Source organism: Luteibacter sp. KNZ12-1A (genome assembly GCF_056755675.1).
The window spans coordinates 1-21,279 of sequence record NZ_JBPGXU010000066.1; the positions used below are offsets into that span (position 1 = coordinate 1).

Genomic DNA, 21,279 nt, shown 5'->3' on the forward strand with positions numbered 1-21,279 from the left:
GTGGGCGGCGCCGTCGTGGGGGCGCCCGGGCGGGCTCGGGGTCTTGTGACGCCCCCCGCCCGTGGGTCCACGGGGGCGCCCCCCACAACAGCCTGCAAGGCAGCCCCCATGATCCGGCTCCCACAAACAAAAAGGGCGCCGGATCGCCGGCGCCCTTCGATCGTTCCCTGCCCTGCGGATCAGCCTGCGAAGGCCCGCTGGCACCACGCCAGCAGCGGTGCCCAGGTGAAGCCGAGGACCAGCAGCGCGAGCGCGTTGATCGACAGGACCCAGCGGGCCGGCGCGTCGGCCGTGGCGCGGACATCGGTGCCTTCGACCGGCTGGTCGAAATACATGACCTTCACCACGCGCAGGTAGTAGTACAGGCCGATGATCGCGAAGACCGCGCCGACCAGGGCGAGCCAGAGCATGCCCGCGTCGACGGCCGCCTTCAGCACCAGCAGCTTGCCGAAGAAGCCGAACAACGGCGGCACGCCGGCCAGCGAGAACATCACCAGCAGCATCAGGAAGGCGAACCACGGCGAGCGCTGGTTGAGGCCGCGCAGGTCGTCGATCTCTTCGCACTCGAAGCCCGAGCGCGACAGCACGAGGATCATACCGAAGGCCGCGGCGCTGGTCAGCGCGTAGCTCACCGCATAGAACATCGAGGCCGAATAACCCTCCGGACCGGCATTCACCAGGCCGAGCAGCAGGTAGCCCATGTGCGAGATGGTCGAGTAAGCCAGCAGGCGCTTGAGGTTGGTCTGCACGATGGCGACGAGGTTGCCGATCGCCAGCGAAAGCACCGCCAGCACGGCGAGCATCAGCTGCCACTGCGAGGCCAGGCCGGTCGCGCCACCGGCGGCATCGCCCATGCCGGTGGACAGCAGGCGATACGCCATGCCGAACGCGGCCAGCTTCTGCGCGGAACCGATGAACACGGTCACCGCCGTCGGCGAGCCCTGGTACACGTCCGGGATCCACATGTGGAACGGCGCGGCGCCGAGCTTGAAGCCGATGCCCACGATCATGAAGACCAGGCCGAACAGCAGCAGGGTCTTCCACTCCGTGCCGACGATGGCCGCGTGGATCGTGTGCAGGTCGAGGCTGTGCGTGGCGCCATAGACCATCGACATGCCATACAGCAGCATGCCCGAGGCCAGTGCGCCCAGGACGAAGTACTTGATCGCCGCTTCCGAGGAAAGCTGCGAATCGCGGTTCAACGCCACCAGCGCGTACGACGACAGCGTCAGCAGTTCGAGGCCGAGATAGACCGTGACCAGGCTACCGGCGGACACCAGGAACATGATGCCGACGGTGGCGAAGATCGTCAGCGTGTAGAACTCGCCGAACGGAATCGCCCTTTCCTTCAGATAAGGACGGGCGTAGACGAAGATCACCGCGGTGATCAGCAGCGAGAAGAGCTTGAGGACCTCGGCCACGCCGTCGCGGACGAACATGCCGCTGAAAGCCGTGACCGGCGCCGCGGGCTGGCCGCTGACGACGAGATAGGCGCCGATCAGCAGGACCAGGATGGAAAGCCAATGGACCGCGCCCTTCTGGCCCGGCTTGAGGTACGCGTCCAGAAGGAGCAGCACGCAAGCCGCGACCACGAGGTAGACCTCGGGAAGCAGGATCAGGATGTCGTTGATACTCGGCATGGATAGTTCCCGCTCAGACTTTGGTGATGGCCAGTTGCTCGACGATACGAGCGACCGAGGCATCCATCAGGTGGACCAGCGGCTCAGGCCAGATGCCGAGGATCAGCACACCGGCGGCGAACGCGCTCAGCATGAAGATCTCGCGACCGTTGACGTCCGTCAGTTCCGCGACGTGCTTGTTCGTGACATCGCCCCAGAGCACGCGCTTGACCATCCACAGCGTGTACGCGGCGCCGATGATCAGGGTGAACGCGGCGAACAGCGCGATCCACGGGTTGGCGCTGAACGAGGCCAGGATGACCATGAACTCGCCGACGAAACCACTGGTTCCCGGCAGGCCGCTGTTGGCCATGGCGAACAACACGTAGAACGGGGCGAAGATCGGCATCACGTTGATGACGCCGCCGTAGTCCTTGATCTGGCGCGTGTGCATGCGGTCGTAGAGCACGCCGATGCAGCTGAACATCGCGCCGGAGATGAAGCCGTGCGAGATCATCTGCACCATCGCACCCTGCATGCCCAGGCGCGCGGCTTCAGGATTGTTCGTCTCGCGAACCAGCAGGAAGGCGATGAAGATGCCCAGGGTGACGAAGCCCATGTGCGCGATGGACGAGTACGCCACCAGCTTCTTCATGTCCTGCTGGACCAGCGCCACGTAGCCGATATAGCAGACCGCGATGAGGCTGAGCACGATGACCAGCCAGGCGAAGTGATGCGAGGCGTCGGGCGTGATCGGCAGGCTGAAACGGAGGAAACCGTAGCCACCGATCTTCAGCATCACCGCCGCCAGCACCACCGAACCGCCGGTGGGCGCTTCCACGTGGGCATCCGGCAGCCAGGTATGCACCGGCACCATCGGCACCTTGATCGCGAAGCCCAGCAGGAAGGCGAAGAACAGCCAGCTCTGCTCGGTCATCGTCAGGTGGACGTTGGCCATGTCGGCGATGGCGAAGCTGCCACTGGTCTTGTGGTACAGGTAGATCAGGCCGATCAACATGAAGATCGAGCCGAAGAACGTGTAGATGAAGAACTTCAGCGTGGCGTAGACGCGGCGCGGACCACCCCAGATACCGATGAGGACGAACATCGGGATCAGCATGGCCTCGAAGAACACGTAGAACAGCAACGCGTCCGTGGCGCAGAACACGCCGATCATCATGCCTTCGAGGATCAGCATCGCCGCCATGTACTGGTGCGGCTTGTTCTGGATGATCTCCCACGCACCCACGATCACGAGGATCTGGACGAAGGTGGTGAGGATGATCAGGGCGACGGAGATGCCGTCGACCGCCAGCGAGTAGTTGATGCCCAGCGACGGGATCCAGCTCATCGATTCGCCGAGCTGGAGGGTACCCGTGGAGGCGTCGTAGGCAGGCAGGAGGGCCAGGCTGGCGGCGAAGGTGGCAACCGCGACCAGCAGCGAGATCCAGCGGGCGAGGCCTGGGCGACCGGCGCCGGCCAGCAGCACCGGGATGGCGCCGACGACCGGGAGCCAGATCAACAGGCTGAGCAAGTGATTCGACATAGAGCTCGTTTCCCTTATTGCCCGATCAGCCAGTACCCGCCGAGGAGCAGGATAAGACCGAGGATCATGGCGAACGCGTAGTGGAAGAGGAATCCGGATTGCAGGCGGCGGGTGCCGCTGGCGATGCGCTGCACGAGGCCGGCCGAGCCGTTCACGATGGCACCGTCGATGATGGCGGCGTCGCCCACCTTCGACAGGCCTTCACCCAGCTTCACGCCACCCTTCGCGAACACCGCGAAGTAGAGTTCATCGATCCAGTACTTGTGGTTGAGCAGCTCGTACACCGGCTTCAGCGCGCTCTTCGCCTTGTCGGCGACGGACGGGTTGAACAGGTAGACGTACGTGGCGACGGCGAAGCCCGCGAAGGCCAGCCAGAACGGCGCGGCGGTGAAGCCGTGGATCGCCATGTTCAGCGCGCCATGGAATTCATGCGCGAGTTCGCCGAGGACATTGTTCGCCTCGTTCACGTGGATGGCCTTGCCGAACCAGTCGCCGAACAGCATCGGGCCGACGGTGAAGAAGCCGATCAGGATCGAGGGGATGGCCAGCAGCACCAGCGGCACGGTGACGACCCACGGCGACTCGTGCGGCGCGTGTTCCAGGATGCCCGGTTCGTGGTGCGGGTCTTCCTTGTGCGTATCGCCATGCGCGTCGTCGTGCGAGGCGTGCGCATCGTGATGGGCGTGACCATGCGCCACCGTGAAGCGCTCCTTGCCGTGGAAGGTCATGTAGAGCAGGCGGAAGCTGTACAGCGAGGTGACGAACACGCCGGCGAGCACGCAGAAGTACGCGTAGCCCGCGCCCCAGCGATGCGACTCGCCCACGGCCTCGATGATGGCGTCCTTCGAGTAGAAGCCCGAGAAGAACGGCGTACCGGCGAGGGCCAGCGAACCGATCCACATCGTGATCCAGGTGACCGGCATGTACTTGCGCAGGCCACCCATGTAGCGCATGTCCTGCTCGTGGTGCATGCCGATGATGACCGAGCCCGCACCGAGGAACAGCAGCGCCTTGAAGAAAGCGTGGGTCATCAGGTGGAACACGGCGCCGCTATACGCGGACACGCCCAGCGCGACGGTCATGTAGCCCAGCTGCGAGAGCGTCGAGTACGCGATCACGCGCTTGATGTCGTTCTGCACGATGCCGATCAGGCCGGTGAACAGCGCCGTGGTCGAGCCGATCACCAGGATGAACGACAACGCGGCGTCGGTCAGCTCGAACAGCGGCGACATGCGGGCGACCATGAAGATACCCGCGGTCACCATCGTGGCCGCGTGGATCAGCGCCGAGATCGGCGTGGGGCCTTCCATCGAATCCGGCAGCCACACGTGCAGCGGCACCTGGGCGGACTTGCCCATCGCGCCGATGAACAACAGGATGCCGATCACGGTCGCGGCGTCCCACGCATGGTTCTGCGTGATCTGCAGGGTCTTGCCGACCAGTTCCGGAGCGTGGTCGAAGGCCGTCTGGTAGTCCAGCGTGCCCATGAAGTACAGGATCGCCGAGATGCCGAGCAGGAAACCGAAGTCGCCCACGCGGTTGACCAGGAAGGCCTTGAGGTTGGCGAAGATCGCCGTCGGGCGCTTGTACCAGAAGCCGATCAGCAGGTACGAAACCAGGCCCACCGCTTCCCAGCCGAAGAACAGCTGCATGAAGTTGTTGCTCATGACGAGCATCAACATCGAGAAGGTGAACAGGGAGATGTAGCTGAAGAAGCGCTGGTAGCCCGGGTCGTCCGCCATGTAGCCGATGGTGTACAGGTGCACCAGCAGCGAGACGAAGGTCACGACCACCATCATCATGGCGGTGAGACGGTCGACCATGAAGCCCACGGAGGCGTGGTACTGGCCGATCTGGAACCAGGTGTAGATGTCCTGGTTGAAGTTCTGCGCGCCGCCCCAGACCAGCTGGTACAGCACATGGAACGACAGGCCGCAGGCGATCGCCACGCCGAGCAGCGTGGCGGTATGCGCCCCTGCCCGGCCGATCACCTTGCCGAACAGGCCGGCCAGGATCGAACCCACCAGCGGCGCGAGGGCGATCGTCAGCAGGATTGAAAGCGAGAGACTCATCGGATCAACCCTTCATGCTGTCGATTTCGGCGACATTGATCGTGCTGCGGTTACGGAACAGCAGGACCAGGATCGCCAGGCCGATGGCGGATTCCGCCGCGGCCACGGTGAGGATGAAGAACACGAACACCTGGCCGCCCACGTCGCCGAAGAAGCGCGAGAAGGCCACGAAGTTGGTGTTCACCGCCAGGAGCATCAACTCGATCGCCATGAGCAGCACGATCACGTTCTTGCGGTTGATGAACAAGCCGGCGACGGCGATACAGAAGAGGATCGCGCCGAGGACGATGTAATGGGAAAGCGTGATCACGGAATGTTCTCCTGCGGCGGCACGACGACCGGGGCCGGGCTGACGGAAGCCATCTGCTCGCTGGCCACCTTGACCACGCGGACGCGGTCGACGGCGTTGACGGCAACCTGCTGCGCGGCGGACTGATGGCGTACACCGGCACGCTGGCGCAAGGTCAGGGCCACGGCGGCGACGATACCCACGGTGAGGATCAGCGCGGCGATCTCGAACGGCAGCAGGAACTCGGTGTACAGGGCCTGGCCCAGCCACGCGACGTTCGACTCACCGGCCGGGTTGGGACCCAGCGTATGGGCGTGCATGGCCTTGACGCCGATCATCGCCAGCATTTCGACCAGCATGACCAGGGCCACGACGATGCCCACCGGCAGGTAGCGGATGAAGCCCTCGCGGACCTGCTCCTGCTTGATGTCGAGCATCATGACGACGAAGAGGAACAGCACCATCACCGCGCCGACGTAGACCACGACGAGGGCGATAGCGAGGAATTCCGCTTCGGCCAGCAGCCAGACGCAGGCCATGCTGAAGAAGGTCAGCACCAGCGAGAGCACGGCGTGAACCGAGTTTTTCACGCTGATGACCATCAGTGCGCCGACGACGGACACGGCACCGAAGAGGTAGAAACAGATGAGTTGGAGCAGATCGTTATTCATCGCATAGGTCTCTTCGGCGCTCAGCGGTAAGCCGCGTCCTGAGCGCGGGCGGCAGCGATGTCCTGCTCGAAACGGTCACCGATGGCCAGCAGCTGGCCCTTGGTCACCACGTTCTCGCCACGATGCTCGAAGTGGTACTCGTGCACGTGCGTCTCGACGATCGAATCCACCGGGCAGCTCTCTTCGCAGAAACCGCAGAAGATGCACTTGAACAGGTCGATGTCGTAGCGCGTGGTGCGGCGCTGGCCGTCTTCCGCGCGCGGGGCCGAATCGATCGTGATCGCCAGCGCCGGGCACACCGCCTCGCACAGCTTGCACGCGATGCAGCGCTCTTCACCGTTGGCGTAACGGCGCAAGGCGTGCAGGCCGCGGAAGCGGTTCGACTTGGGGATGTGCTCCATCGGATAGCGCATCGTGTACTTCGGCTTGAACATGTAGCGCATGGTCAGCGCCATGCCCTGGAACAGTTCGATGAGCAGCAGGCTCTTGAAATAGTGGGTAACGCGGGTCATGGCTTTCAGGCTCCCGTGCCGATGTGGACCCAGCCGAAATACTTCATGCAGCCGGCGACAAGGACCCAGACGATGGTGATGGGGATGAAGACCTTCCAGCCGAGGCGCATGATCTGGTCATAGCGATAGCGCGGGAAGCTGGCGCGGAACCACAGGAACAGGAAGGCGAAGATGAAGGCCTTGATGAACAGCCAGTGGAAGCCGCCGTGGCCGACCACGCCCCACGACTCGGGGAACGGCGACAGCCAGCCGCCCATGAACAGGATCGAGGTGAGGAAGCTCACCAGGATCATGTTGGCGTATTCGGCCAGGAAGAAGATGGCGAACGCGGAACCGGAGTACTCGACGTGGAAGCCCGCGACGATTTCCGATTCGCCTTCCGCGACGTCGAACGGCGCGCGGTTGGTTTCGGCCACGCCCGAGACGAAGTAGATGACGAACACCGGCAGCAGCGGCAGCCAGTACCAGTCGAAGAAGTTGCCCGACTGCCCGTTGACGATCGCCGTGAGGTTGAGGCTGCCGGTCAGCACCAGCACGCAGACGATGGACATGCCCATCGCCAGTTCGTACGAGATGACCTGAGCCGCCGCGCGCATGGCGCCGAGCATCGCGTAGCGCGAGTTCGACGACCAGCCGGCGAGGATGATGCCGTACACGCCCATCGAGGTCATCGCGAGCAGGTACAGCACGCCGGCGTTGACGTTGGCGAGCACGGTCTCCGGGCCGAACGGCACCACCGCCCAGGCCGCCAGCGCGGGCACCAGGGCCAGCATCGGTGCCAGGTAGTAGAGGAACTTGTTCGCGTTGGTCGGAAGGATCACTTCCTTGATGAGTAGCTTGACCACGTCCGCGAAGGCCTGCAGCAGGCCGAGGGGGCCGACCTTGTTCGGCCCCATGCGCACGTGCATCCAACCGATGACCTTGCGTTCCCAGTAGACGAACATCGCCACCGCGATAATCAGCGGCAGGACGATCGCCACGATGAACAGCACGGGCATCAACAGGTGGTCCCAGAGTTGCTGACCCATGGTTTATGCCTTGCTCAAAGTGATGGCCGCGCCGTACGGAGGCAGCATGGCGGTTTCGGAATGCGCGGCTTCGATCCAGGCGGCGCCCGCGGGCACCGCGGCATCGATCGCCACCGGCAGCACGGTATCGCCGATGCGGGCATTGCCGCCCTCGACGAGGCCCAGCTTGCCGGCGTCGTCCGCATTGATGCGGATGGCGGCCGGGCGGTTCAGCGGATGCGCGTTCAGGGCACCCGCACGTCGCAGCACGGCGTCCACGCGGTAGATCGGCGTCGTGGCCAGGCGCGAGAAGGTCACGCCCGAGGTGCGCGGCGCGAGCTGGTGACGGACCTCCGAAGCACGCTCCGTGAGTCCGTCGCGAAGGCCGGCCAGGTCCTCGAACTCGAAGCCCGGCAGACCGAGCAAGCCGCCGAGGGCGCGCAACACCTTCCAACCCGGACGGGCGTCGCCCGGCGCCTTGGCACCGGCGAGCATGGTCTGGGTGTTGCCTTCCACGTTGACCAGGCTCGCGTCGATCTCCGGCGTGAGGCCGATCGGCAGGATGACGTCCGCCGAATCCTTCAGCGCATCGCTGGCGTAGGCAGCGAAGGCCACCACGGTCTGCGCCGAATGCATCGCCTGCAAGGCGAGCGCACCGTCGGCGAAATCGTGCGGCGGCTCGACGTTGTAGAGCACGTAGCCCTTGCGCGGCTGGGCAAGCATCGCACGCGCATCGAGACCACCGGCGGTCGGCAGCACGCCGACCGAGGACAGGCCGATCGCGTTGGCGGCGAGCGGGATCTCGTTGAACGCGGCACCCGCGGCCTGCGCGATGAAACGGGCGATCGCGCGCAGCCAGGAAGCTTCCGGATGCGTCGCGGCGGCATGGCCGAGGATCACCACGGCGTCGCTGGACAGCGCCTTGAACGCGTCGCGATGCGCGTCGGTGGTTTCCACGCCGTTCAGTGCCGGCGCGATCGCCTCCGGCACGCCGGCGCCACCTTCGCTGGCGGCCTTGGCCAGGACCAGCAATTCGTTCACAAGCGCGTGCGGCGCGGCGACGGACTCGCCGGCCAGCGGATAGTTGAAGTTGAAGTGGGCCGGATTGACGGCGTACACCTTGGCGCCCTTCTTCACCGCCTGGCGGATGCGGTGATTGAGCAGCGGCACTTCGTGGCGCAGGTCCGAACCGACGAGCAGCGCGGCCTTCACCTTCTCGAACGAGGCGATGGACGAGGCGAACGGTTTGGCGAAGGCGTTGTCGGCGAAGTCGAGCTGACGCAGGCGATGGTCGACATGGGCACTGCCCAGGCCACGGGCGAGGCGGACGAGCAGCTCGCCTTCCTCGTTCGAGGTGGCGCCGTGCACGAGCACGCCGAGGTCGGAACCGGCGACGCTCTTCAGCGATTCGCGGGCGACGGAAAGCGCGTCGTCCCACGTCGTGGCGGACCACTGGCCGTTGCGCTTGACCATGGGCGACTTCACGCGGTCCGCGGCGTACAGGCCCTGGTGGCTGTAGCGGTCACGGTCGGAGAGCCAGCACTCGTTGATCGTCTCGTTGTCGCGCGGCACGTTGCGCAGCACTTCACCGCGGCGCGTGTGCATCCACAGGTTCGAGCCCAGCGCATCGTGATAACCGATGGACGGGCGCGCGATCAGCTCCCAGGCGCGCGCCTGGAACTGGAACGGCTTGTTGGTCAGCGCGCCGACCGGGCAGACGTCGATGATGTTGCCCGACAGTTCGCTCTCGATCGTCTTGCCGATATAGGTGCCGATTTCCAGGTTCTCGCCACGGCTCATGCCGCCGAGTTCGTACGTGCCGGCGATCTCGCTGGTGAAGCGGACGCAGCGCGTGCACTGGATGCAGCGGGTCATCTCGGTGGCGATCAGCGGGCCGAGGTTCTCGTCGGCCACGGTGCGCTTGCGCTCGTTGAAGCGCGACACCGAACGGCCGTAGCCGAGCGAGACGTCCTGCAGTTCGCACTCGCCGCCCTGGTCGCAGATCGGGCAGTCGAGCGGATGGTTGATGAGCAGGAACTCCATCACGTTGCGCTGCGACTTGAGCGCCTTGTCCGAACGCGTGAAGACCTTCATGCCCTCGCCCACCGGCGTGGCGCAGGCCGGCGCCGGCTTCGGCATCTTCTCGATTTCCACCAGGCACATGCGGCAGTTGGCGGCGATCGCGAGCTTGCGGTGATAGCAGAAGCGCGGGATGGGGATACCGACGGCGTCGGCCGCCTGGATGATCATCGACCCCTTGGCTACCTGCACCGGAACGCCGTCGATCTCGATGTTGACGAGGTCCGGCGCGGCATTGGCTACGGGCTGCGCACTCATGCAGCGACTCCAGTGGTGACCGTGTCAGCCGGACCGTCGACGATCGAACGGCCATGCTCCACGTAGTATTCGAATTCGTGCCAGAAGTGATACAGGAAACCCTGTACCGGCCACGCGGCGGCTTCGCCGAAGGCGCAGATGGTGTGCCCTTCGATCTGGCCGGCGACGGCCTTCAGGCGATGCAGGTCGTCCTGCGTACCCTTGCCTTCGACGATGCGCGTCAGCACGCGGTACATCCAGCCCGTGCCTTCGCGGCACGGCGTGCACTGGCCGCACGATTCGGCCTTGTAGAAGCGCGCGATGCGGTGGCAGGCGCGGACCATGCAGGTGGTCTCGTCCATCACGATCACGGCACCCGAACCCAGGCCCGACCCCGCCTTCTGCAGCGAGTCGTAGTCCATGGTGCATTCCATGATCTTCTCGGCCGGCAGCACCTTCATCGAGGAACCGCCGGGGATGCACGCCTTGAGCTTCTTGCCGCCGCGGATACCGCCGGCCATCTGCAGCAGTTCGGAGAACGGCGTGCCGAGCCTGATCTCGAAGTTGCCCGGGTTGGCCACGTGGCCGGATACCGAGAAGATCTTCGGACCGCCGTTGTTCGGCTTGCCGATGTTGAGGAACCACTCCGCGCCATTGCGCAGGATCGCCGGCACCGAGGCGTAGGTCTCGGTGTTGTTGATCGTGGTCGGACGGCCGTACAGGCCGAAACCGGCCGGGAACGGCGGCTTGAAGCGCGGCTGGCCCTTCTTGCCTTCCAGCGATTCCATCAGCGCGGTCTCTTCGCCGCAGATGTAGGCACCGGCGCCGAGGGCGTTGTAGATGTCCACGTCGATGCCCGAGCCGGCGATGTCCTTGCCGAGCAGGCCCGCCGCGTAGGCTTCCTTCAGCGCCTCTTCGATGTGCTCGAACGGCTCGTGATGGAATTCGCCACGCAGGTAGTTGTAGGCGACGGTGGAACCCGTGCAGTAGCAGGCGATGGCCAGGCCTTCGATGACGGCATGCGGGTTGAAGCGCAGGATGTCACGGTCCTTGCAGGTGCCCGGCTCCGATTCGTCCGAGTTGCACAGGATGTACTTCTGGCCCGGTGCCGTGCGCGGCATGAACGACCATTTCAGGCCCGTGGGGAAGCCGGCGCCGCCGCGACCGCGCAACGCGCTCTTCTTGATCTCTTCGATCAGCGCGGCCGGATCGGGCTTCTCGGCCAGGATCTTGCGCCACGCCTTGTAACCGTCGACCTTCTCGTAGCTATCGAGGGCCCAGGGCTTTTCGAAATGCAGGGTCGTGTAGACGACCTGGTGTTCCTGCGGTGCGGGTCCGACCGGACCAGTGCTGCTAGCCATTGCCCTTACCTCACTTCAGACCGTCGAGAATGGCGTCGACCGATTCGGTCGTCAGCTTCTCGTGGTAGTGACCGTTGACGACCATCATCGGGGCGCCGGCGCATGCGGCCAGGCATTCCTCTTCCTGCTTGAGATAGATACGGCCGTCGGCCGTGCTCTCGCCGGTCTTGATGCCGAGCTTCTTTTCGCAATGGCGAACGAGGCCCTCGGCACCGTTCAACCAGCAGGAGATGTTGGTGCAGATGGCGACGTTGTTGCGGCCGACGGGCGAGGTCTCGAACATCGAGTAGAAGCTCGCCACTTCGTAGGCCCAGATCGCCGGCAGGTCGAGGTACTTCGCGACCGCGGTGATCAGTTCGTCCGTGAGGTAACCCTGGTTCTGTTCCTGCGCGCCCATCAGCGACTGGATCAGCGCCGAACGCTTGCGGTCCGGCGGGAACTTCGACACCCAATGATCGATATGGGCGCGGGTGTGATCGTTGAGCACGACGAGAGGATCGACGTCCTTCACCTGCTCGAAATGACCGGTGGCTTTCATGATTCAGTTCACTCCGTCGACTTAGCGGTCGACTTCGCCGAAGACGAGATCGTAGGTGCCGATCATCGCGACGACGTCGGCGAGCATGTGGCCCCTCACGATCGCGTCCATGGAAGACAGGTGCGCGAAGCCCGGCGCGCGCAGGTGCACGCGGAAAGGCTTGTTCGCACCGTCGGACACGAGGTAGCAGCCAAATTCACCCTTGGGTGCCTCGACCGCGGCATAGGTCTCACCCGCCGGCACGCCATAGCCCTCGGTGAAGAGCTTGAAGTGGTGGATGAGCGCTTCCATGTCGCTTTTCATTTCTTCACGACTGGGCGGCGCGACCTTGTAGTTCTGCGTCATCACCGGGCCCGGGTTGGCCTTCAACCAGGCCACGCACTGCTTGATGATGTTGTTCGACTGGCGCATTTCCTCGACGCGGACCAGGTAGCGGTCGTAGCAATCGCCGTTGACGCCCACCGGGATGTCGAAATCCATGTCGGCGTAGGCCGCATACGGCTGCTTCTTGCGCAGGTCCCAGGCGATACCCGAGCCACGCAGCATCGCACCGGTCATGCCCCAGGCCTGGGCCTTCTCGGGCGGAATGACGCCGATGCCGACCGTGCGCTGCTTCCAGATGCGGTTGTTGGTCAGCAGCGCCTCGTATTCGTCGACGCGGGCCGGGAAGTCGTTGGTGAACTCGGTGAGGTAGTCGAGCATCGAGCCTTCGCGCCAGGCGTTCAGGCGCTTCAGGTCGCTGCCCTTGTGCCAGGGCGACTCGCGGTACTTCGACATCTGTTCGGGCAGGTCGCGGTAGACGCCACCGGGACGGTAGTACGTGGCGTGCATGCGCGCGCCCGACACCGCCTCGTAGACGTCCATCAGTTCCTCGCGTTCACGGAACGCGTAGAGGAACACGGCCATGGCGCCGAGATCGAGCGCGTTGGAACCGACCCACATCAGGTGGTTCAGGATGCGCGTGATCTCGTCGAACATCGTGCGGATGTACTGCGCGCGGACCGGCGCCTCGATACCCAGCAGGTTCTCGATGGCACGCACGTAGGCGTGCTCGTTGCACATCATCGACACGTAGTCGAGGCGATCCATGTAGCCGATCGACTGGTTGAACGGCTTGGATTCGGCCAGCTTCTCGGTGCCACGGTGCAGCAGGCCGATGTGCGGATCGGCACGGACGATCGTCTCGCCGTCCATCTCCAGCACCAGGCGCAACACGCCGTGCGCAGCGGGATGCTGCGGGCCGAAGTTCATCGTGTAATTGCGAATTTCTTCCACGGCTTAATTCTCCCGCCAGTGATCGGCGGATTCCGCCCTGGCCTGATCGAGGTCGGCGTCGTTGCGGATCGTGCGCGGCACCAGCACGCGCGGTTCGATCGAGACCGGTTCGTAGACGACGCGTTTCTGCTCGGGGTCGTAGCGGACCTCGACGTTGCCGATCAGCGGGAAATCCTTGCGGAACGGATGGCCCACGAAACCGTAGTCGGTGAGGATGCGGCGAAGATCGGGGTGACCGTCGAAGATGATGCCGAACAGGTCGAACGCCTCGCGCTCGAACCAGTCCGCACCCGGCCACACCGGCGTGATCGACGGCACGACGGGAAAGGCATCGTCTTCGCAGAACGCGCGCAGGCGGATGCGCTGGTTGAGTTCGATCGACAGCAGGTGGATGACGGCGGCGTACCGGCGCGGCAACTCGACGGCACGCGGACGTTCGGCCCAGGTGAAGCGGCCGGCCGACTGTCCTTCCACGCCGCGCGAGAAGCTCTCGCCCTGCGCGGTGTCGGTATCCCATTCGGTCTGGCCGTAGCTGAGGTAATCGATCCCGCAGACGTCGATGACGGTGGTGAAACGGAATCCGGCCTCGTCGCGCAGCGCCGTGGCGACGGAAATGAGGTCGCGCGGGGCCACCTCGGCGGTGACCTCGTTGCGCTCGACCTTGACCACCAGCATGTCGCCGAAGCGCGCGGCTAGCCGTTCGACCAGCGAGGTCTCGTTAGTAACGCTCATGTGCGATGCCCTGTTAACGCGCGATCGTGTGGGTGCGGCGGATCTTCTTCTGCAACTGCAGGATGCCGTGGATCAGCGCTTCGGCCGTCGGCGGGCAACCCGGCACGTAGATATCGACCGGAACGATGCGATCGCAGCCACGCACGACCGAATAGGAATAGTGGTAGTAACCACCGCCATTGGCGCAGGAGCCCATCGAGATGACCCACTTCGGGTCGGGCATCTGGTCGTAGACCTTGCGCAGCGCCGGGGCCATCTTGTTGACCAGCGTGCCGGCGACGATCATCACGTCGGACTGGCGCGGGCTGGGACGGAAGATGACGCCGTAACGGTCGAGGTCGAGGCGCGCGGCACCCGCGTGCATCATCTCGACGGCGCAGCAGGCCAGGCCGAAGGTCATCGGCCACATCGAGCCGGTGCGCGCCCAGTTCATCAGAGCGTCGATGCTGGTGACGCCGAAACCACGATTCACGACCGGCGCGTCGCCGTTCGGACGGAGGATGTCGTCGACGAGGTTCAGCGGTTCCGGGTTGTGCATCACCCGGTCGATGCTGGTCATCACTCCCATTCGAGCGCTCCCTTCTTCCAGACGTAAGCGAAACCGACCACGAGCAGCGCGAGGAACAGCGCCATCTCGATCAGCGCGATGGCGCCGATCTTGTCGAACACCACCGCCCACGGAAACAGGAAGGCGATTTCGAGGTCGAAAATGATGAAGAGGATGGCGATGAGGTAATAGCGCACGTCGAACTTCATGCGCGCATCCTCGAAGGCCTCGAAGCCGCACTCGTACGGCGACAGCTTCTCCGATTCCGGACGGCGCGGCCCGGCGAGCATGCCGACCACCAGAAGGACGCTGCCAAGGCCGATGGCGACGGCGATGAACAACAGGACGGGCCAATATTGGGCAAGCACGATGCTGCGTACCTCCGCGCCTCGCTGGGCGCATCAGTGACCGTCGACGGGGACGAGCGGTCCGGCTAGTGTCGCCGGAGCTTTTTTCGAATCGATCCAAACGGACCGACCCGTGCCGGCGCGGCGGGCGCGCCAACGACTCCGGATATCCACAATCTCACGTTGGGGAACCGATCTATTGTACCAGTGCGTGCAGGTATTCCGACAAGCCTTAATGAGGGAAAAACTGCATCGCGATGGTGCAATCGCAGGGTCACATCGTCTGGGTAGGACGTTCGGAGGCAAGGGTTCCGGCCAGCAGTCCCTCGATGCGCTGTCGCGCGGCCTCGCTTTCGGGCGATTCGTTGAACTGGATGCCCACGCCGGCCGTGCGGTTGCCCTGCGCGCCCACCGGCGTGATCCAGACGACCCGGCCGGCGACCGACAGGCGCTCGTTCTCGTCGATGAGGGTCACCAGCAGGGCCACTTCGTCGCCCAGGCTGTAGCGCTGGGCGGTGGGCGCGAACAGGCCGCCCGTCTTCAGATAGGGCATGTACGAGATGTACAGGGAATTCACGTCCTTGATCTTCAGGGAAAGAATGCCCTGTCGCGGCGAGGAGCTGGTGGCGGTCATGGCGTGGAATCCCCTTGGCTGAGCGGCATCCTAGCTAGGCGGCGGGCCGGGCTACAAGCCCGAACGGCTCCGGATCGGGACCCGTCCACCCGTAGCGGTCGTAGATCCAGGGAGTGGAAAGATCGGCGGTGAGCTTGAGGAAGGCCGGCCCGGGGGCGTCGCGCAACGGCAACACCCAGCCGTTACCTGCCCGTTCGAGCGGGGCCTTGCGCCAGGACCATGTCGCCACGCCCTGCCCGTCCGCCAGCACCAGGCGCAAGCGGGTACGCGCCAGGGGACCGGGACGCCACGGCAAGCGTAGCAAGCCGCTGCCGGGCGCGGGCGGCGGCCGGTCGAACCGTTCGGGGCGCGAGGCCACGGCGAGCATCCGTTTGCGGCTCAAGGCCATCTGGGTAGCGTGTTCCAGCACGGCCTCGATCTTGGTCGCCTGCCGCTCCGGGTCCACATCCGGCACCAGCAGGTCTTCCGGCGCGGACCGCTCCGTGCCATGCACCATGTAGGTGAGCACATCGGCCCGCGACCCCGCCGCCGCCAGGGCCAGGCGTGCGAGCACGTGGGCCGAACCATGATCGGGGTGGGTATCGCCCAGGTCGGGAATGACGACCAGGCTGGGCCGCGTCCGCTCCACCACGCGGCGAATGACACCGACGGCCGCGGCATGACGCGACCGCAATTCCTCGGTCACCCGCATGTCGTGCCAGCCCAGCGCGTGCAGGTGGTCGGGACCGACGCCGAGCCGGGCCAGCGCCGCGGCTACCTCACCCCGGCGCCGGGCGCCCCAGCGGGCGCGACCGCTGGCATCGATGACCAGGCGCCGTTCGATCCACCGCTGCGGCCACGGGTTGTCGTCGCCATCGGTCAGCAACAGCACATCGGCGCGGCCACCCGCGGCCAGCGTACGCTGGATCAGCATGCCGGCGGCCAGGGATTCGTCGTCGGGATGCGGAGCGACCACCAGGAGGCGGGTGCTGCCGTCGATGACCGGATGGCGCGACACGTGACTCTCCTTACGGTTCGAAAACGTCGGTCCGATTAGGACCGAACGCGCGATAAAAGCGCGTCAACGCCACGCCGCGAGTAATTCGATGAGGATGAGGTCGGCCCGCAGCGGACCGCGCAAGGCGTCGCGCGCGCGGTTGGCCTTGCCGTACCACCCGTCGAGCGCCTCGTCATCGAGCTGGCTGTCCAGCGGCGTGGCCCTCCCGGACGCGCGTGCGCGCAGTTCGTCGGTAGCCGCCTGGGCGGCGAACCAGAGATAGCGCGAGGGATCGGCCGCCTGCCAGCGCTTGACGACCTCCATGGCATCGCCCCGCCCCGCGGCGAGCGCCTTGAGGTCGTGGCGGACCTCGCCGCGCTGTTTCAAGGCGCCATCGGTGGCCCAGGCACGGGCCATGCCTGGGTTGCCACCGGCCGCCTCCAGCGCGGCGGGGGCGTCCTGTACGCCTTCGGCGCGCAGCCAGCCGAGGGCGGCCTCGCGCGAGGGCACCAGGAAATCGATCCGCTGGCAGCGGCTGCGGATCGTCGCCGGCAGGCGCGCCGGTTCGTCGGCCACGAGGGCGAGCAAGGTCGAGGGCGTGGGTTCTTCCAGCGTCTTCAGCAACGCATTGGCCGCCGCCGCGTTCATCGCATCGGCGGGATCGATCGTGACGACCTGCCAGCCGCCGAACTGACTCGCCATGGACAGGCGCTGGGACAGGTCGCGGATCTGGTCGACCACGATCTCGCTGCGGGTGACGCCGTCCTTGCGCAGGCCGAACGACAGGGTGACGAGGTCGGGATGGGTACCGGCCGCGAGCAGCTGGCAGCTGCGGCAGGTGCCGCAGGCTACGCCGGCGGCAGGGTGCTGGCAGAGCAACCCGTTGACGAAGGCGGCGAGGAAATCGCGCTTGCCCAGGCCGGCCGGACCGGCAAGCAACAACGCGTGCGGCAGGGCGTCACGTTCGCGCCGCGCCTGCAAGCGCGCCCATGCATCGGCGAGCCAGGGACGGGCCGTCACGAAGCGGCCTTCGCGAAGAGTCCGGCGACGCCGGCGATGGCCTGGTCGAGCACGTCGCCGGGCGCCGCGCTGGCGTCCAGCACGCGGAAGCGTGCCGGATCGGCGGATGCACGCTCGCGATACGCCTCACGCACGCGTTCGAAGAAGGCGTCGCCTTCCACCTCGATCCGATCCGCATCGCCACGGCCCGCGGCGCGCGCCCGGCCCGTGCTTACCGGCAGGTCGAGCAGCAGGGTCACGTCGGGCTTGAGGCCATGGGCGGCCCAGCGTTCCAGTTCGGCGATGCGCTCGACCGGCTGGCCACGTCCACCGCCCTGGTACGCGTAGCTCGCATCCGTGAAGCGGTCGCACAGCACCCAGCGGCCCGCGGCCAGTGCCGGATCGATCACCTGGCGCACCAGTTGGGCGCGCGACGCGAACATGAGCAGCAGCTCGGATTCGGCACAGAGTTCGTTGTTGGCGGCATCCAGCACCACGCCGCGCACCGCCTCGCCGACGACCGTGCCGCCGGGTTCGCGGGTGACCACGAGGTCGACCCCGCGCTCGCGGAGGTGCGCTTCGAGGCCGCGCAGCAAGGTGCTCTTGCCGGCGCCTTCGCCACCTTCGAGGGTAATCAGCCGGCCGCGCATGGGAGTGGTCACTGGCATCGCTTCAATTGGTAACAGGCCACGGCCCGGTTGTGTTCTTCGAGGGTCGACGAGAAGACGTGGCTGCCGTCGCCGCGAGCGACGAAGTACAACTCCTTGCCCTCGGCGGGATGCAGCGCCGCCTGGATCGCCGCACGCCCCGGCAGGGCGATCGGCGTGGGCGGCAGCCCCACCCGCGTATACGTATTGTAAGGGGTGTCGGTGGTGAGGTCGCTCTTGTGGATGTTTCCCGCATAACCGGCACCCATCCCATAGATCACGGTCGGGTCGGTCTGCAGCAGGATGCGCTGTTGCAGGCGGCGGACGAACACGCCGGCGATGCGCGGGCGCTCGTCCGCCCTGCCCGTCTCCTTCTCGACGATCGAGGCGAGGATCAGGGCCTCGTAGGGCGAGGCCAGGGGCAGGCCCTGCGCCCGGCCCGGCCATGCCGCGTCCAGTGTCTTCGTCATCGCCGCGTACGCGCGCTTGAGGATGCTCGAATCCGTATCGCCCTTGACGTAGGCGTAGGTCTCCGGGAGGAAACGGCCTTCCGGATTGTCACCCTCGGCACCCAGCAGTTTCATGATGGCCGCATCGTCCATGCTCGCGGTGTCGTGGGTGAGCGTGCCCACCGAGGCGAGCGCCCGGCGCAGGTCGGCGAAGGTCCAGCCGTCGACGATGGTGAAGTTGCGCTGCATCACCTTGCCGCTGGCCATGTCGCCGATGAGGTCGCGCGGCGTCATGCCGGGTCGCAAGGCGTACTCGCCCGCATGCAGCCGGCCGGACGCATGCATCTGCATCGCAAGCAATCGCCAGTACAGCGGCGAAGCCCGGCTGGCCTTGCGATTGCGCAGGTCGCGCACGATGTCCTTGAACGACGCCCCGCGCGCCACGTCGATGCTCTGCCCGGCCGCGGGAACCGCCAGCGGGGTACGGGCGAAGCGCGCCCAGTCGAACCAAAGCCAGGAACCCGTGGCGATGATGCCGATCAGCACCGCCAGCAGAATGACTCGCCAGAGGGCGAGGCCGCGCAATTTCATCGATCGGATTCCTTCGAACCGGTGGGCAACGGCAGGCCGATGTCGCGCCAATGCGCCTGCAAGGCGCGGGTGACGGGACCGGGCTGCCACGAACGGGTCGCGAAAACCCGAATCGGGAGAATGCCGCGAACGGCGGAGGTGAGGAAGACCTCGTCGGCCTCGACGAGTCGAGCGGGGTTCATCCGTGCCTGCGCCACGTCGCGCACGGCCAGGATTTCCGCGCGGGCCACGCCCGCCACGCCACAGGAATCGATCGGCGGGGTGACCAGCCGGCCGTCGAAGACGGCGAACAGGTTGGCGGCCGTCGCGCAGACGACGTCGCCTTCCATGTCGAGCATCAGCCCCTCGCCTATCGCAGGATCATCCCACTCCGCGCGCGCCAGCACCTGTTCGAGCCGGTTGAGGTGCTTCATGCCGGCTAGCGCTGGCTGGGCCGCCAAGCGCGTATCGCACAAGCGAACGATCATGCCATCGTCATAGGCCGGCGCCTGCAAGGCAAGCGGCGCGACCGTCACCACGAGCGTCGGGCGAGGCGAAGCGGGTGGCGCGTAGCCACGCAGGCCTTCGCCGCGCGAAAGGGTTATCCGGGCGACACCATCGGCGAGATCGCGGGAGAGCCGCCTCGCTTCGGCAAGGACCGCATCCATGTCCGGCAACGGTATGCGCAACCGGGCGCAGCCCTGGCGAAGACGCGCCTCGTGGCGCGGCCACAAGGGAATCCGCCCGCCCACGATGCGTAGCGTTTCGAACAGCCCATCGCCGTAGGTGAAGCCACGATCGGTGACGGAAACACGGTCGGCGTCGATGAAATCGACGGAAGTGCGCGTGCTCATGCCGCGCCGAACACGCGCAGCAGGCCGCGCGCCTTGGCCCGGGTCTCGTCGAGCTCCTTCTCCGGCACCGAATCGACGACGATGCCCGCACCGGCGCGCAACGATACCTGCGCGCCCTCGACGGCCAGCGTGCGGATCAGGATGTTCAGGTCCATGTCGCCGTTGTCGTCGACATAACCGAGCGCGCCGGTGTACGCACCGCGAGGCTCCTGTTCGATCGCGCCGATGATCTCCATGCAACGCACCTTGGGACATCCCGTGATCGTGCCGCCCGGAAAAGTCGCGGCGATCACCTGTCCCGGCGTCACGCCCGTGCGTGCCCGGCCGCGCACGTTCGACACGATGTGGTGCACGTGCGCATAGCTTTCCACCACCATGAGTTCATCGACCTTCACGCTGCCCGGCACGCAGACGCGCCCGAGGTCGTTGCGTTCGAGATCGATCAGCATCACGTGTTCGGCGCGCTCCTTCGGATGGGCGGTGAGCTCGCGGATGCGCTGCGCATCGTCGTCACCGGCCAGGCGCGGACGCGTACCGGCGATGGGGCGCGTCTGCAGGATGCCGTCACGCGATTCCACCAGGCGCTCCGGCGAGGAACTGACGATGGCCCATCCCGGCTGCTGCAAGAGACCGGCGAACGGCGCGGGATTGGCTCGTCGCAACGCCTGCATCAAATGGGCCGGCGCCGGTGGTTCGGCGAACGTGGCCGTCCAGCGGCGCGAAAGGTTCACCTGGAAGACGTCGCCTGCCCGCAGGTGCTCGTGCACGCGATGCACGCCGTCGAGGAACCGCGAGGGATCGTCTTCCTCCACGCTCCGTGGCGCCGGCAGCGGCACGTCGGAAAGCGTGCCTTCCACGTCGGCGGCGAGCACATCCAGCCAGTCTTCCGCTCCTTCTTCGGCAAGCAGGATCGTGCGCTGCTCCACGTGGTCGACGATGACAGCCGCGGGAACGCGTAGCGCGAACGCGACGGGAGCGGCGCCGTGGGCGGGCGGGAGATGCAGGCTCGGCTCGATCTGGCCGGCCAGTTCATAACCGAGGTAGACCACCCATCCGCCATGGAACGGAAGCCCGTCGTCGACGCGCGGTTTGCGCTGCGCGGCGCAGGCAGCGTCGAATGCATCGAGGAAATCGCCGGGCACGATGGCACCCTGCGCGTCACGGGTAACCCCGTCGGCGGACAAGGTCAGTGACGCATCGCCCGCCGCGAAGAGGATGTCGAAGCGCGACTGCGGCGTACCGGTGACCGCACTGGCCAGCAATGCGACGTAGCGCTCCGGATATGACGCGGCCCGCGCGCGCAGATAGCGCCCGCCCG

21 protein-coding genes are annotated in these 21,279 nt (G+C 66.0%); all 21 read right to left on the reverse strand.

Translation table 11 applies throughout. From position 1 onward, the window contains the following. Positions 1 to 179: 179 nt before the first annotated feature. The gene (gene nuoN, locus ACR9ZJ_RS13295) at positions 180 to 1,640 is read right to left on the reverse strand and encodes an NADH-quinone oxidoreductase subunit NuoN (RefSeq protein ID WP_481280660.1); all 1,461 of its coding nucleotides are present in this window, start codon (positions 1,638 to 1,640) and stop codon (positions 180 to 182) included. Between the two features lie 13 nt (positions 1,641 to 1,653). Further along, entirely contained in the window at positions 1,654 to 3,165 is a 1,512-nt protein-coding gene (locus ACR9ZJ_RS13300) for an NADH-quinone oxidoreductase subunit M (protein WP_481288019.1), read from the reverse strand. Positions 3,166 to 3,179: 14 nt separating this feature from the next. Beyond that, positions 3,180 to 5,237 (reverse strand): NADH-quinone oxidoreductase subunit L, encoded by a 2,058-nt coding sequence (gene nuoL / locus ACR9ZJ_RS13305; protein WP_481280662.1) that lies wholly within the window; start codon positions 5,235 to 5,237, stop codon positions 3,180 to 3,182. 4 nt (positions 5,238 to 5,241) lie between these two features. Next, on the reverse strand, positions 5,242 to 5,547 hold the full coding sequence (gene nuoK / locus ACR9ZJ_RS13310; protein WP_036112219.1) for an NADH-quinone oxidoreductase subunit NuoK: 306 nt from the start codon (positions 5,545 to 5,547) through the stop codon (positions 5,242 to 5,244). Then, positions 5,544 to 6,197, reverse strand: coding sequence for an NADH-quinone oxidoreductase subunit J (locus tag ACR9ZJ_RS13315; protein WP_481288020.1), 654 nt, complete (start codon positions 6,195 to 6,197; stop codon positions 5,544 to 5,546). Before ACR9ZJ_RS13315 ends, nuoK begins: the two co-directional genes overlap by 4 nt. A gap of 20 nt (positions 6,198 to 6,217) precedes the next feature. Further along, complete coding sequence (gene nuoI / locus ACR9ZJ_RS13320; RefSeq protein WP_306847390.1) at positions 6,218 to 6,709, reverse strand: NADH-quinone oxidoreductase subunit NuoI; 492 nt, start codon at positions 6,707 to 6,709, stop codon at positions 6,218 to 6,220. 5 nt (positions 6,710 to 6,714) lie between these two features. Beyond that, complete coding sequence (nuoH, locus tag ACR9ZJ_RS13325; protein ID WP_371022988.1) at positions 6,715 to 7,737, reverse strand: NADH-quinone oxidoreductase subunit NuoH; 1,023 nt, start codon at positions 7,735 to 7,737, stop codon at positions 6,715 to 6,717. 3 nt (positions 7,738 to 7,740) lie between these two features. Continuing rightward, entirely contained in the window at positions 7,741 to 10,053 is a 2,313-nt protein-coding gene (gene nuoG, locus ACR9ZJ_RS13330; RefSeq protein WP_481288021.1) for an NADH-quinone oxidoreductase subunit NuoG, read from the reverse strand. Next, positions 10,050 to 11,393, reverse strand: coding sequence for an NADH-quinone oxidoreductase subunit NuoF (gene nuoF, locus ACR9ZJ_RS13335; RefSeq protein ID WP_481280665.1), 1,344 nt, complete (start codon positions 11,391 to 11,393; stop codon positions 10,050 to 10,052). The genes nuoG and nuoF overlap by 4 nt, the downstream gene beginning before the upstream one ends. Before the next feature lie 10 nt (positions 11,394 to 11,403). Then, the gene (nuoE, locus tag ACR9ZJ_RS13340; RefSeq protein WP_306847394.1) at positions 11,404 to 11,931 is read right to left on the reverse strand and encodes an NADH-quinone oxidoreductase subunit NuoE; all 528 of its coding nucleotides are present in this window, start codon (positions 11,929 to 11,931) and stop codon (positions 11,404 to 11,406) included. A gap of 21 nt (positions 11,932 to 11,952) precedes the next feature. Then, positions 11,953 to 13,182: an NADH-quinone oxidoreductase subunit D gene (locus ACR9ZJ_RS13345; protein WP_481282702.1), complete on the reverse strand. Its 1,230-nt coding sequence runs from the start codon at positions 13,180 to 13,182 to the stop codon at positions 11,953 to 11,955. A 27-nt stretch (positions 13,183 to 13,209) separates the two neighbouring features. After that, positions 13,210 to 13,938 (reverse strand): NADH-quinone oxidoreductase subunit C, encoded by a 729-nt coding sequence (locus tag ACR9ZJ_RS13350; protein ID WP_481280666.1) that lies wholly within the window; start codon positions 13,936 to 13,938, stop codon positions 13,210 to 13,212. A gap of 13 nt (positions 13,939 to 13,951) precedes the next feature. Beyond that, positions 13,952 to 14,506: a NuoB/complex I 20 kDa subunit family protein gene (locus ACR9ZJ_RS13355; protein WP_072321341.1), complete on the reverse strand. Its 555-nt coding sequence runs from the start codon at positions 14,504 to 14,506 to the stop codon at positions 13,952 to 13,954. Then, positions 14,497 to 14,853 carry an NADH-quinone oxidoreductase subunit A gene (locus ACR9ZJ_RS13360; RefSeq protein ID WP_306847396.1) on the reverse strand — a complete coding sequence of 119 codons (357 nt, stop codon included), beginning with the start codon at positions 14,851 to 14,853 and terminating at the stop codon, positions 14,497 to 14,499. Before ACR9ZJ_RS13360 ends, ACR9ZJ_RS13355 begins: the two co-directional genes overlap by 10 nt. A 253-nt stretch (positions 14,854 to 15,106) precedes the next feature. Continuing rightward, entirely contained in the window at positions 15,107 to 15,466 is a 360-nt protein-coding gene (locus tag ACR9ZJ_RS13365; protein ID WP_306847397.1) for a PilZ domain-containing protein, read from the reverse strand. A 34-nt stretch (positions 15,467 to 15,500) separates the two neighbouring features. Continuing rightward, the gene (locus tag ACR9ZJ_RS13370) at positions 15,501 to 16,463 is read right to left on the reverse strand and encodes a PIG-L deacetylase family protein (protein ID WP_481288022.1); all 963 of its coding nucleotides are present in this window, start codon (positions 16,461 to 16,463) and stop codon (positions 15,501 to 15,503) included. Positions 16,464 to 16,526: 63 nt separating this feature from the next. Next, positions 16,527 to 17,462, reverse strand: a complete 936-nt coding sequence (holB, locus tag ACR9ZJ_RS13375; RefSeq protein WP_481280668.1) for a DNA polymerase III subunit delta' — start codon at positions 17,460 to 17,462, stop codon at positions 16,527 to 16,529. Then, on the reverse strand, positions 17,459 to 18,109 hold the full coding sequence (gene tmk, locus ACR9ZJ_RS13380; protein WP_481288023.1) for a dTMP kinase: 651 nt from the start codon (positions 18,107 to 18,109) through the stop codon (positions 17,459 to 17,461). Before tmk ends, holB begins: the two co-directional genes overlap by 4 nt. Then, positions 18,100 to 19,128 (reverse strand): endolytic transglycosylase MltG, encoded by a 1,029-nt coding sequence (gene mltG / locus ACR9ZJ_RS13385; RefSeq protein ID WP_481288024.1) that lies wholly within the window; start codon positions 19,126 to 19,128, stop codon positions 18,100 to 18,102. The genes tmk and mltG overlap by 10 nt, the downstream gene beginning before the upstream one ends. Then, positions 19,125 to 19,961, reverse strand: coding sequence for an aminodeoxychorismate lyase (gene pabC, locus ACR9ZJ_RS13390; RefSeq protein ID WP_481288025.1), 837 nt, complete (start codon positions 19,959 to 19,961; stop codon positions 19,125 to 19,127). Before pabC ends, mltG begins: the two co-directional genes overlap by 4 nt. Beyond that, positions 19,958 to 21,279, reverse strand: a 1,322-nt coding sequence (locus ACR9ZJ_RS13395; protein ID WP_481288026.1) for an aminodeoxychorismate synthase component I, incomplete at its 5' end; no start/stop codon positions are given. The genes ACR9ZJ_RS13395 and pabC, both read right to left, overlap by 4 nt.

Excerpts from the sequence above, each read along its gene's own strand:
- nuoN (WP_481280660.1), bottom strand. The coding sequence starts at position 1,640 with ATGCCGAGTATCAACGACATCCTGATCCTGCTTCCCGAGGTCTACCTC.
- ACR9ZJ_RS13300 (WP_481288019.1), bottom strand. The coding sequence starts at position 3,165 with ATGTCGAATCACTTGCTCAGCCTGTTGATCTGGCTCCCGGTCGTCGGC.
- nuoL (WP_481280662.1), bottom strand. The coding sequence starts at position 5,237 with ATGAGTCTCTCGCTTTCAATCCTGCTGACGATCGCCCTCGCGCCGCTG.
- ACR9ZJ_RS13315 (WP_481288020.1), bottom strand. The coding sequence starts at position 6,197 with ATGAATAACGATCTGCTCCAACTCATCTGTTTCTACCTCTTCGGTGCC.
- nuoI (WP_306847390.1), bottom strand. The coding sequence starts at position 6,709 with ATGACCCGCGTTACCCACTATTTCAAGAGCCTGCTGCTCATCGAACTG.
- nuoH (WP_371022988.1), bottom strand. The coding sequence starts at position 7,737 with ATGGGTCAGCAACTCTGGGACCACCTGTTGATGCCCGTGCTGTTCATC.
- nuoG (WP_481288021.1), bottom strand. The coding sequence starts at position 10,053 with ATGAGTGCGCAGCCCGTAGCCAATGCCGCGCCGGACCTCGTCAACATC.
- nuoF (WP_481280665.1), bottom strand. The coding sequence starts at position 11,393 with ATGGCTAGCAGCACTGGTCCGGTCGGACCCGCACCGCAGGAACACCAG.
- nuoE (WP_306847394.1), bottom strand. The coding sequence starts at position 11,931 with ATGAAAGCCACCGGTCATTTCGAGCAGGTGAAGGACGTCGATCCTCTC.
- ACR9ZJ_RS13345 (WP_481282702.1), bottom strand. The coding sequence starts at position 13,182 with ATGAACTTCGGCCCGCAGCATCCCGCTGCGCACGGCGTGTTGCGCCTG.
- ACR9ZJ_RS13350 (WP_481280666.1), bottom strand. The coding sequence starts at position 13,938 with ATGAGCGTTACTAACGAGACCTCGCTGGTCGAACGGCTAGCCGCGCGC.
- ACR9ZJ_RS13355 (WP_072321341.1), bottom strand. The coding sequence starts at position 14,506 with ATGGGAGTGATGACCAGCATCGACCGGGTGATGCACAACCCGGAACCG.
- ACR9ZJ_RS13365 (WP_306847397.1), bottom strand. The coding sequence starts at position 15,466 with ATGACCGCCACCAGCTCCTCGCCGCGACAGGGCATTCTTTCCCTGAAG.
- tmk (WP_481288023.1), bottom strand. The coding sequence starts at position 18,109 with ATGCCAGTGACCACTCCCATGCGCGGCCGGCTGATTACCCTCGAAGGT.
- mltG (WP_481288024.1), bottom strand. The coding sequence starts at position 19,128 with ATGAAATTGCGCGGCCTCGCCCTCTGGCGAGTCATTCTGCTGGCGGTG.
- pabC (WP_481288025.1), bottom strand. The coding sequence starts at position 19,961 with ATGAGCACGCGCACTTCCGTCGATTTCATCGACGCCGACCGTGTTTCC.